Origin of the sequence: uncultured Microbacterium sp. (assembly GCF_963521695.1) — a bacterium.
GTDB lineage: Bacteria > Actinomycetota > Actinomycetes > Actinomycetales > Microbacteriaceae > Microbacterium.
The window spans coordinates 1-9,768 of sequence record NZ_CAUQWC010000127.1 but is presented as its reverse complement, the minus strand read 5'-3'; the positions used below and the strand labels follow the sequence as shown (position 1 = coordinate 9,768).

Genomic DNA, 9,768 nt, shown 5'->3' with positions numbered 1-9,768 from the left:
GCGTTGCGGCTGATGCGCCTCTGCCGCCTGCCGCGGCATTGCTGCCGCTCGGCGGCGACCCGAAGCCGCCGCCCCCACCACCGCCGGAGCCGCCACCGTCCGCGCCGCCACGCGAGCGGATCGCACCGGTAGCAATGTCCCCAGCGCCGGCGATCGCCGCGCCTCCGAGAAGCAGACCCGCTCCGCCACCGCCGCCACCCACGGACGCGACAGCGGGGACGAGGAAGCGCATTAGGGCAGGTAGTGCCACGAGGGCAATCAGCATCAGTGCGAGGCCCGTGACGATCTGGAAGAGCCCGGTGCCGTCCGACTTGAACAGGTCGGTTCCGGTCATGCGGAACGCGATCGCGTAAACGATCGCGGCGGCGGGCTTGTAGAGGATGAAGGCAAGGGTCCACGCCATTGCCTTCTTGAACCATTGCTGGCCGATTTCGGTGTTCGTCGCGGCCGCGGCGACGGGGAAGATGCCGGCGAGGACGACGAGCATCGCGCCGCGGAAGATCATCAGAGCGATCTGTACGTAGGTCATCAGCACGGCGAGCATGCCGAGGAAGAACAGGCCGATGAGGCCGATGGGCGAGGTCGCGGTGAGGTTGATCATCGCGAAGACGTTGGTGCCGAAGCAGTTGCTCTCACCGTTGGTGACGTCGCAGTTGGTGGAGTTGTTCAGAATCCAGATCGAGAAGGCATCCCCGGCTTGCGTGGCGAGGCGGATGACGACGAGCCCGGCTCCGGCGACAGCGATCAGCGTCAGCACGGAGCGGGCGAGGGTGCGCAGCTCACCGGCGCGCTGGGTCCACACCATGCGGCCTGCGGCGACGAGGATCGAGAGGATTGCGAGGCCGCCGGCGTACCACTCGAGCTGACCTTGCACCCAGCCGACCACGCTCGAGGACTCGTTGAGGTGCATCGCCAGCGGAAGGAACCCTGTGACGAGCGCGGAGGCTGCGGAGAGCAGGAAGACGGCGAAGATGATCACGCCGACGCGGCCGATGTGCGCTTCGCCGTCGCCGTGGCGACGTCGAACGCTCATCATGACGCCGGCGATGATGAGCGACATGACCGCGAGGCCCGCAGCGACCCACGTCACGTAACCGAGGATCGTCTCGAATGCGCCCGGCAGCGGCGGCGTGCCACCTCCGTTAACGCCGCCTCCCCGGTCGACCACGGTCACCGGGGAGGGGACATTCACCCAGAGGGTGCCAAGCGACACGATCGCCTTGCCGTAGCCCTCCAAGATGTTGTTGACGAACTGCTGCAAAGCATCGTTAGTCGCGGCGGATACGACTTCGCCTACTCCCTCTCCAATGGTGCAGAAGAGGTCGAGGGGCGGGCAGCCCGCGTCGGGAGTTGTGGTCACTAGATGCCACTCCAAGGTATGTATCCGCCGAGCGAGTCGAGCGGGGAAGCAGAGAATCGGGGCTGGCCGTTGTCAGCGACCTGCACCTTCCAGTCGCCTTCGCTCCACTTGAGGGCGATGGGGTAGCTGACGAGTGCGCCGCCGCTGGTCGTGACGGTCCAGGCGAGGTCGATAACCGCTTCATCGGCGGTGTACGCCGTGACCTTGTAGCCGGCGAGCTGGAGGCGGGTCGAGGAAATTGGCGCGTTCGGGTCGGTGTTCGCGATAGCCGCGTCGCGACCCACTCCGGGTACGACCATCTCGCTGACGCGCGAGGCGGTCTGAGCATCGGAGGACATTGCGACGAAGCTGATCGCGGAGAAAAGCGCTCCCTCAGAGGTGTGCGCGAAGCAAGAGCGGAACCCGTCGTCTACCACGCCGGGGCCCGCCGTTGCCGAGCTTGGTACTGCCACCGTCCCTGCGATGTTCCACTCCGCATCAGGGGGGGTGACTGGGGTGGGGGTCGACTCGTTGCCCGTGTGGCCGCACCCGCTGGCCGCCGCGGGGTCGGGCTGGGGTGTTCGGGTGGGGGGGGGGGTTGGGGTGGTGGCGGGCGCGCTCTGCCCGCCACCACCGCCAAGGGACGTAACAGCGAGCAGAATCGCCGCCAGCACGAGGATTCCGAAGATGATCGCTCCGAAGATGAACCCTCGGCTGGTGAAGGGGTTGCGGGATTCTGTGTCGCTCATGACGTCGTGCCTTTCGTTGATCGGTGGCTTTCCTCCGGGACGCTACGCGCCCATCAAGAAGCCGACGATCGTGAACGCCGCCGACACGATGATCACGCCGACGAGCAGACGGCCAAGCCAGCCGCCGATTTCGCCGCCCTCACCGCGACGGGCGGAGACGGTCATGGTGACGCCGAGGATGATCAGACCGATGACGGCGACGCCGAGGCCGACCCACTTGCCCCAGCCCATGACGGTGGTGAAGGCCTCGAACCCGGGAGGCATGCTGCCGGGGCCGGGGTCGGGCACGACGCTGGCGAGGGTGATGAGGCTGTCGGTCGCAGCGAGGAGTGCGGACATGGTGTGCTCCGTTTCGTTGTTGGTGGTGCGGGGTTCTCGTCGCCGCCGGTTGGGGCGCCGAAAGGGTCCGGTTATCCGGTGGTGGTGAGAGGGGCGTCGGTGAAGCCCATGTCGATGTGCAGATGGGTCGCGGGGTCGTAGAAACCGCTGATGTTGACGTAGGTGGTCGAGCGGCACTGGATCTGGCCGGCGCGCGTGCCGTTGGGCACCTGGGGGTCCAGGACGCCGAGCAGCTTGAGCGCGTTCGCGTCGCAGCCGGTGGTGGCGGTGCCGTTGAAGGAGTAGAAGTCGACCGCGTGGCCGCCGCCGTCGATGTAGTGCGACGAGGCGGTGCCCGCCCCGTATCCGGTTTCACCGGTGCACTTGCGGTTGATGTCGGAGACGCCCACCTTGTCGAACGTGTTCAGCGCCACCGTCATGATCTGGAGGATGCGGAGGTCGATCCCGCAGTCCGCCGACGCGGTGCCCGCGGCGACGTCGCGGACCTGCTGCGCGTAGCGATCCTCGAGGAAGGTCAGCCGACCCTCATCCATCGCTTTCACGAGGCCCTGCGCGAGAGCCTGCGCGTCACCGGAGATAGCGGCGCACCCCGCGGCGACGGGGGCCGGCGTCGCGGCCGACGTCGATGCCGGAGACGTCGCGCCAGGCGTTGCCGAACCGCCGCCGAGGGTGGCGAAGTAGGCCATGATCGCCACCGCGTCGCCGCGGTACTTCGTGTAGTGGTTGGGGTCGGAGTTGCGCTGCACCTTGTTGATCGCGATGGAGGGCTCCATCGCCTGCCACCCCTCGACCTTCACAAGACGGTCGTAGAAGAAGCCCGCCGAGGTCGTCGGGTCCATGCGCTCTTCGACGGTGCCCCAGCTCGACTGCTGCTGGAACAGACCGATCGAGTCAGCGATCGACCCGTCCGGGTTGACCGCGTTGTCGCCGTAGTCGATGTTCACCAGCGACGACTCCCCGATTGCCGTCTGCACGCCGAGGGTCTGCCCGTCCGAACCGAGCGCCTTCGCGGCCCCGGCGTTGACGATCAGAGCGGCGTTCACGAGCTGGTCGTGACCGTAGGCGCCGACCTTGGCATCCGCGGGGATCGCGGCGATGTTCACCGGTCCCCCGCCCGGCAGGCACGCCGCCGAGGCCGCCCCGCCGAAGAACAGCACCCACAGCAGCATCGCGATTGCCAGCACCGGCACCATGACCGCTGCCAGCACGCCCGCTCCCCCCTTCGCCACCGGTTACTCCGATGCCAGAGGGGTGATCTGCTCGACGGCCCACGGGGCCGTGTCGAGGGGGCGGTGCACGTAGACCGAGTAGTCGCCGGCATCCGTGGGGACCAGCACGCGCGCGGTGTAGGCACCGTCCGTGTCGCGAATCCGCGCGTCGCCCGTGACGCCCGTGCACGGCACATTCGCCGGGTCGACGGTTTCGTAAGCGACCGCCGCCGACTGCGACAGCACCGGGTACAGCTCTGCGATCCATGTCGCGTAAGCGAGCGACGGACGGCAAAAGAGCGTCACCGTCCGGGTTGCGAGCGCCGTCACGTCGACGTCGGCGTTCGGGTCCACCTCGACGTCGTGATCGTGCGGGATCGACTCGTCGTGGTCGTTCTCTGCCGTGGCGGACTCGACGGGGGCCGGGGCCTCCGTCGACGAGGCCGCGCCCCTGTCGGCCGCGTCGACGGGCGCGGGCGTGGCCGTGCAGCTGGTCAACGCCAGCACCGATGCGATCGCCAGGACGGCCCCCGCCGTCCCCCGCGAACTTGTGCCCAGTCGGACCATCGGATACCGCTCCCATCGCTGTGGACACAGCGCGGGGACGCCCCGCGCTATTGCCCTACGGGAGCGAGCTTAACAGTCCTAGGCATGCCTAGCTAGTCATGCCTAGGAGGTTTTTGGTCCTAGTCGGCGGTCGGCTTCTGATCGGTTCCTTCGGCGGCCTCGTCCAAGATCGCCGTGAGCTTCGCCAACGTTTCCGGCGACACCTCACCGAGCTTGCGAGCTGCGAACAGGCGGACGGCGCCCAGGCGCTCGGCTCGAACGAACTGCAACGCGGCCTCGACCTTGGCGGGAATTTCGTCGGTGTTGGAGCCGAGGAGATAGCTCGGGTCGACCTCAAAGAACTCCGCGATACCGGTCAGCAGCTTGCGGTCGTTGACGACGTAGCGATTGCCGCTTGTCATGTATGTCCAGCGGGCGCGGCTGAGCTTGATTCCGCGCGCTTCCAGGAACGTCGCCAGGGCGCGGTAACTCGTCGGTTTGCCGTCGTCGGCAACGATCACATCCATGAGCAGATTCAGCTTGCGCGCCAGTTCGGCGCGCTCGTGCTTCTGCTCCGGGGAGTACCAGTCGGTGTCGCTCATGATGCTCGTCCTGCCGTCAGGAGGCCGCTAAGGCCGGCGTGTGGGCGATCGTGCGTCTCATCGGTGGACCCACTGAGGGTGCGGCCGATTTCATCCAGCAGGCCGCGCTGAGCGTCAGTGGGGGTGAACTTTCCCGCTCGTTCGCAGTCCAGCATTTCTTTCCACCTTCGATATAGGACGTGCTCGACTTCCAGAGTGAAAAGCGAACTCGCCAAACCCGTCCTACCCGTCAACGTCAGCTCGGGTGCTGACTTGATGACGCGGTGCCAAATGGGAGTCGCCCGAATCAGCAGCAGACGCATCCACAGGTGGTCTACAAGCTTTTCCGCCGAGCCGACGGCCACTCCTAGCCCTGTACAGGCGATCATCGTACCGACCAGCAGCGCCCCGATGACATCGCCATTCGGACCGAGCAAGAACCTGCTATCCGCGAGCACGCGATAGGTGCTCGTCGCCAGGTTCTCCAACAGCCACAGCAGGTCGAGGGCGGCGGCGAAGCCGATGAGGGCCAAGCCCCACCGCGTCGCACGGACCGAATGGGCCCGCCATTCCGCTCCCACCGTGAGGATGACGTGCACGGAGAACACGCCGATGCACAGTGGCATTACGTTCCAAAACAGCTCGCGGCCTATTTCTCCGCCATACTCCGAGAGATACGTGTCGGTGACCGGCCAGGAGTTCACGGCGAAGATCAGCGCTTGCAGCGCGATCATCCCGACGACGATCGCCGCGACGAGGGATTCCCAGGGCGTGCCACGGCCCTTCGTGGCGCGAATCACCATGACTTCGAGGCACCCCAGCGCCGCGGTGACGAGAATCCGATAGAGCAAGTTAGTGACGTTCGAGCCGCCCAACAGCGGGTCGATGAAGTCATAGACGACGTGAATCTGCAGGATGCACGCGGCCGCCCACAGGAGGACACCTGAGGGCAGCATCGAGCGTCGTTCGCGCATCTTCTTGCGCAGGACCGACGCAACGGCCACCGTCGCTACAGCGATGGTGATGGCGTCTACGGGGCTTTCAACCAGCCACCGCAGCACTGCCGCCGCTGCGTCCAGGAAGGTCATCCCGCGAACACTTGCTCGAACTTGAAATCGCGGGTAGTGCTCTGCCGGCGTCCGCGGAGCACGCGCAGCACCAGCAAGTCACCGATCGCCTCGGCGCGTGCCTCGCGCTCGTTGGTGAGGTCGTCGATGCCCTGAAAGGCGTAGGGGACCATCCGGTCCGGGTTCAGGACGGATGCCAAAAACTCTTTGACGCGGGGGTCGTCGCCCAGCCGCGTCTCACGGCCGACTTCTTCGTCCAGCATGTGACCGAGCTCGTGTGCGCCGATGAACAGCTGCATTTCAATCTTCGCGTCGGCGGGGACGTGAATGGTGTCGATGCGATTGACCGGATCGCCGGTCCACGCGCCGCATACTCGCTGCCCGTTCAGTCGCGGGTCCTGCCGGAACTTGATTGTCGTTCCGCGGTAGCTCTCGACCAGCTGCACGAGGTCGGGAAAGCTCACAGTGTCGGGGATGCCCCGGTCCTTCACGAGTCGCAGTGCTGCCGCTCTCCGCTGGCGGTGCTTCATCGGGCCCCTCCTCGTTTCGCGTCCTCCGGCTGCGCCCCCCGGCCCAGTCAGCAACCTAGAAATCTTATAGTCATGCCTAGGAAACGAGGCCGTTCTGACGAAAGCCTGGGAGAGTGCGCAACGTCTTCCGACCGAGCGATGACGAGTTGCTGCGCTCCCCCGCCGGAGCCTTCTCAGGCCCAGGTAGAGCGGGTCGTCCTAGAATTGCCCCCTATGACACACGAGACCTCCGACAACCACTGGGACGTCGTTGTCGTAGGTGCAGGGCCGGCAGGAGCCAGCGCCGCCCGCGTCGCAGCAGAGAACGGCGCCCGCGTCCTGTTACTCGACAAGGCCCGATTTCCCCGCTACAAGACGTGCGGCGGCGGCCTCATCGGCACCTCTCGCAACTACTTCGCGCCCGGAGTCACGTACGACGTCGATCGCCGTATCAATGCCGTGGGGTTCTCCCGCAACATGGGCCGCATCACCCGTCGTTTCGGCCCGGACGCCTCCCTGGCAATGGTGCAGCGGGAGACGTTCGACCAGCAGAACGTCGACGCCGCCAAGGCCGCCGGCGCCGAGTTTCGCGACGGCGTGAACGTCCGCGCGGTCAGCGAGAACAACGGCATTGTGACCCTCACCACGGACAAAGACACGTTCACCGCCCGGGTCGTCGTCGGGGCGGACGGCTCCGGTGGCCGAATCGGGCGATACGTCGGCGTCGAAATCGAACAGGCCGACCTCGGCCTCGAAGCGGAGATCCCGATGCCCACCGGCGAGCAATGGCGCACTACCGCCCTGCTCGACTGGGGTCCGCGACCCGGCACCTACGCATGGGTTTTTCCGAAGAAGGACTCCCTCACCGTCGGCGTCATCGAGGCCAAGGGCAATGCGCCGCACACCCGCGAGTACCTGGATCAGTGGCTCTCCCGCCTCGGTATGGCGAACACTCCCCCGCTACACGACAGCGGACACCTCACCCAATGGCGCCGGGTGGGCACACCATCCGCCCGCGGACACGTCATCGTGGCCGGCGAGACGGCCGGCCTGCTCGAGCCGTGGACGCGCGAGGGCATCAGCTTTGCTCTCCGATCGGGCACCTGGGCGGGTGCTGCCGCCGCGGCGTTCATCGGCGGCGATGAGACTGCGCTGAGCGGCTACTCCGCACAGATCACGCGCGAGCTTGAACCGGAAATAAGCGCCGGGTCGGCGTTCCTCCGGTTCTTCGAGAAGCGTTCCGCGCTGGTGCAGCTCTTCACGGCTCACTCCCGATTCGGGGCCAATTACTTCTTCCGGTTCTGCAACGGTGAAACCAACCTCGCCCGCGCATTCCGCCACTCGTCGGTTCGGCGCGCCGTGGCGATGCTCTCGCGCTAACCGCGACCGCCACCCCCAAACGGCAAGATAGCCAGATACCTATATAGGTATCTGGCTATCTCGATCCGCGGTGCTTACGCAAGTGGGTTCCGGTCCCGGTATTCGCGCAGGGCCGACTCCACGATGTCTCGTTTTGTTCGCCCTGACGCTGCGCGCAGGTCTTCCACGTAGTACGACAGCTCGATGTCGATATCCGCGTGCAGTACCTCCGTGGGAGCCTTGCGCTGCCGTGCACGCGGAGCAGCCGCGCTCGATCGAGCGGGCGTCGCGGCCGGCGCCGCAGCGGGCGCCGCAGCGGGCGCTGGGCGGGGCTTTGACGACTCGATCGGGTCGCGTCGGTCAGGGGCCGGCTGTGCCCGACGAGGGAGGCTCTGGGGGCGATCTTCGTTCGTCATCGGATGACCTTTCGTGCCAGTTCTCGGTATGCGTCAGCGACGGGTGCGCCCTTGCGGAAACGGCCGTACCAGTCGTGTGAGTACCGCACCTCCCCCACGATCGTCCGGTGCGGAATCAGAGGCGTGAGCAGCAGGCCCGTCTCACGCATCTGCTCAATGCTGTGCGTCGCCTCGCGTGGCGTCACCGTCTCCTTGTAGCCACCGACAATGATCCCGGCCTCTGTGACCGCCTGGTGGCCGCTGGTGGCGTTGTACCGCATGACGCTCTCTTGGGCACCGAGGAACCCGTCTACGCCGTCAGCGGTGGGCGTGGCGGCGTAGATGACGGACTGCGCAGCGGTCAGTGCGTTGAAGATCAGTGACCCGCCCTGCCGGTTTGGGCAGTCGATAATCACCAGATCGGCGGGCACGCCCTCGAGTGAGTCGGCCAGGCGTTGCCCAACCTCCCCCGGGTCGTCTGTTTCACGCGCGCTCACGCTCCGATCGGACGGGATGACGCGCAAGTTCTCGTGGAACGGTGACGGCACCGCCAGCTCATCGGCCCATCCCCGCACGTCCTGGTTGCCCAGGATCGCGCCGACGTCGAGCCCGGTATCGACCGGCTGAGCGTCGAGCCACTTCGTCGTCGCGCCGCGGGGGTCGAGGTCTATCAAGATCACTCGTTTCCCGTCCTCGGCGGCCACCGTCGCCAGAGAGACAGCGGTGGTGCTCTTGGTCGCTCCACCGCTCTCGCTGTAGATCATCAAGCTCTGCATGGCTGCAACCTATCTGGGTAGGCACCCAGATAGCAAGCTACCCAGATACCTATATAGGTATCTGGGTAGCTACTTCCGATTGCTTGTCGAAGGCCCGCGGTGCTTGACGTACTCCGCCCACGTACACTCCACCGCTAGTCGCATGGCGTCCTCAGGGAAGTAGCCGATGAGCTGCCGCTGCTCGGGGTCGTGGTCGAAGGTGACCGAGCGCAGGAGCTTGCGCCCATGAATCTCCACGACACGCACGATCGCGATACGTCGGCTGTTGTCGAAGATGTACCAAACCCCCGGCTCGGGAGATCTCTGGAGCTGCGACATGGGCGACCACACCTGCACCATGAGCAGCCCTCGCGCACTCTCGGCTGTCATGAGCCGTTGATCCCGCCGCGAGGAACGCCGGCGGAAATGATCGCCCGATGCAGCCGTTCCGTCGCGATCTTGAGCGACGTCGCCCAGCCCAGGAGCGCGCCCCTGTACTCGACGCGGTACCGCGGGCCGTCGTCGGTGCGGCGTAGGTCGATCGCCCCAACCTCATCGTCTTGGGCGTCGAGCATCACCCAATGCGTAGGAGGGCCCTCGCGCGCGAGCAGCTGCGGATGCCACCGAGGTCTGTCGTCGCGCATCCCGTAAGTATCGAACATTCGTTCGATGCCAACAAGTTCCGCCTGCGGGCCGGGGGAGTGGGGACGAGCGCGAATCCGCGTGAGCGTTGCCCGTTCCGGGGGCGCGAGATACCTCGCGCAGCAGCGCTGCGCGCCGCCGTGGTGAGGCCGCACAGCGGCCCATCCCTTGAGGTTTTCTTCACCTCTCCGCGGTCTCAACCTATTTCGCTCCAACGGCTACGTGCCACCGATTCCGGACGCGCCCTACGGGCTTATTTCGCCCGGAATCGGCGTCACT

General features: G+C 66.3%; 12 protein-coding genes. 1 reads left to right on the top strand and 11 read right to left on the bottom strand.

The genetic code is table 11. The annotated features are described in order from the left end of the window. The 8 genes from RWP81_RS10440 to RWP81_RS10405 all read right to left on the bottom strand — a co-directional run. Nucleotides 1-1,261 (bottom strand): hypothetical protein (locus tag RWP81_RS10440; RefSeq protein ID WP_314455841.1); only part of this gene is annotated, 1,261 nt, incomplete at its 3' end. 98 nt (nt 1,262-1,359) lie between these two features. Then, nucleotides 1,360-1,698 (bottom strand): hypothetical protein, encoded by a 339-nt coding sequence (locus RWP81_RS10435; RefSeq protein ID WP_314455839.1) that lies wholly within the window; start codon nt 1,696-1,698, stop codon nt 1,360-1,362. A 432-nt stretch (nt 1,699-2,130) separates the two neighbouring features. Beyond that, nucleotides 2,131-2,427 carry a hypothetical protein gene (locus tag RWP81_RS10430; protein WP_314455837.1) on the bottom strand — a complete coding sequence of 99 codons (297 nt, stop codon included), beginning with the start codon at nt 2,425-2,427 and terminating at the stop codon, nt 2,131-2,133. A gap of 71 nt (nt 2,428-2,498) precedes the next feature. Then, entirely contained in the window at nt 2,499-3,656 is a 1,158-nt protein-coding gene (locus tag RWP81_RS10425) for a hypothetical protein (protein ID WP_314455835.1), read from the bottom strand. A gap of 3 nt (nt 3,657-3,659) precedes the next feature. After that, a complete protein-coding gene (locus RWP81_RS10420; RefSeq protein WP_314455833.1) occupies nt 3,660-4,202 on the bottom strand; it encodes a hypothetical protein in 543 nt (180 codons plus the stop codon). A gap of 119 nt (nt 4,203-4,321) precedes the next feature. Beyond that, nucleotides 4,322-4,783 carry a hypothetical protein gene (locus tag RWP81_RS10415; protein WP_314455831.1) on the bottom strand — a complete coding sequence of 154 codons (462 nt, stop codon included), beginning with the start codon at nt 4,781-4,783 and terminating at the stop codon, nt 4,322-4,324. Further along, nucleotides 4,780-5,850, bottom strand: a complete 1,071-nt coding sequence (locus RWP81_RS10410) for a hypothetical protein (protein ID WP_314455828.1) — start codon at nt 5,848-5,850, stop codon at nt 4,780-4,782. Before RWP81_RS10410 ends, RWP81_RS10415 begins: the two co-directional genes overlap by 4 nt. Continuing rightward, the gene (locus RWP81_RS10405) at nt 5,847-6,359 is read right to left on the bottom strand and encodes a hypothetical protein (RefSeq protein WP_314455826.1); all 513 of its coding nucleotides are present in this window, start codon (nt 6,357-6,359) and stop codon (nt 5,847-5,849) included. Before RWP81_RS10405 ends, RWP81_RS10410 begins: the two co-directional genes overlap by 4 nt. Nucleotides 6,360-6,572: 213 nt before the next feature. Between RWP81_RS10405 and RWP81_RS10400 the strand changes: the two genes are divergently transcribed. Beyond that, a complete protein-coding gene (locus tag RWP81_RS10400; protein WP_314455824.1) occupies nt 6,573-7,718 on the top strand; it encodes a geranylgeranyl reductase family protein in 1,146 nt (381 codons plus the stop codon). 391 nt (nt 7,719-8,109) lie between these two features. Here the strand turns inward: RWP81_RS10400 and RWP81_RS10395 are convergent, their stop codons facing one another. From RWP81_RS10395 to RWP81_RS10385, 3 genes are all read right to left on the bottom strand, one after another. Next, nucleotides 8,110-8,868 carry a ParA family protein gene (locus RWP81_RS10395; protein WP_314455822.1) on the bottom strand — a complete coding sequence of 253 codons (759 nt, stop codon included), beginning with the start codon at nt 8,866-8,868 and terminating at the stop codon, nt 8,110-8,112. Between the two features lie 69 nt (nt 8,869-8,937). After that, complete coding sequence (locus RWP81_RS10390; protein WP_314455819.1) at nt 8,938-9,237, bottom strand: hypothetical protein; 300 nt, start codon at nt 9,235-9,237, stop codon at nt 8,938-8,940. Then, nucleotides 9,234-9,491: a hypothetical protein gene (locus tag RWP81_RS10385; protein WP_314455816.1), complete on the bottom strand. Its 258-nt coding sequence runs from the start codon at nt 9,489-9,491 to the stop codon at nt 9,234-9,236. Before RWP81_RS10385 ends, RWP81_RS10390 begins: the two co-directional genes overlap by 4 nt. Between the last annotated feature and the right edge of the window lie 277 nt (nt 9,492-9,768).

Bases quoted from the DNA above. Each gene is read 5' to 3' on its own strand.
- RWP81_RS10410 (WP_314455828.1), bottom strand. From the start codon at position 5,850: ATGACCTTCCTGGACGCAGCGGCGGCAGTGCTGCGGTGGCTGGTTGAA.
- RWP81_RS10415 (WP_314455831.1), bottom strand. From the start codon at position 4,783: ATGAGCGACACCGACTGGTACTCCCCGGAGCAGAAGCACGAGCGCGCC.
- RWP81_RS10395 (WP_314455822.1), bottom strand. From the start codon at position 8,868: ATGCAGAGCTTGATGATCTACAGCGAGAGCGGTGGAGCGACCAAGAGC.
- RWP81_RS10430 (WP_314455837.1), bottom strand. From the start codon at position 2,427: ATGTCCGCACTCCTCGCTGCGACCGACAGCCTCATCACCCTCGCCAGC.
- RWP81_RS10390 (WP_314455819.1), bottom strand. From the start codon at position 9,237: ATGACAGCCGAGAGTGCGCGAGGGCTGCTCATGGTGCAGGTGTGGTCG.
- RWP81_RS10400 (WP_314455824.1), top strand. From the start codon at position 6,573: ATGACACACGAGACCTCCGACAACCACTGGGACGTCGTTGTCGTAGGT.
- RWP81_RS10405 (WP_314455826.1), bottom strand. From the start codon at position 6,359: ATGAAGCACCGCCAGCGGAGAGCGGCAGCACTGCGACTCGTGAAGGAC.
- RWP81_RS10420 (WP_314455833.1), bottom strand. From the start codon at position 4,202: ATGGTCCGACTGGGCACAAGTTCGCGGGGGACGGCGGGGGCCGTCCTG.
- RWP81_RS10385 (WP_314455816.1), bottom strand. From the start codon at position 9,491: ATGCGCGACGACAGACCTCGGTGGCATCCGCAGCTGCTCGCGCGCGAG.
- RWP81_RS10435 (WP_314455839.1), bottom strand. From the start codon at position 1,698: ATGTCCTCCGATGCTCAGACCGCCTCGCGCGTCAGCGAGATGGTCGTA.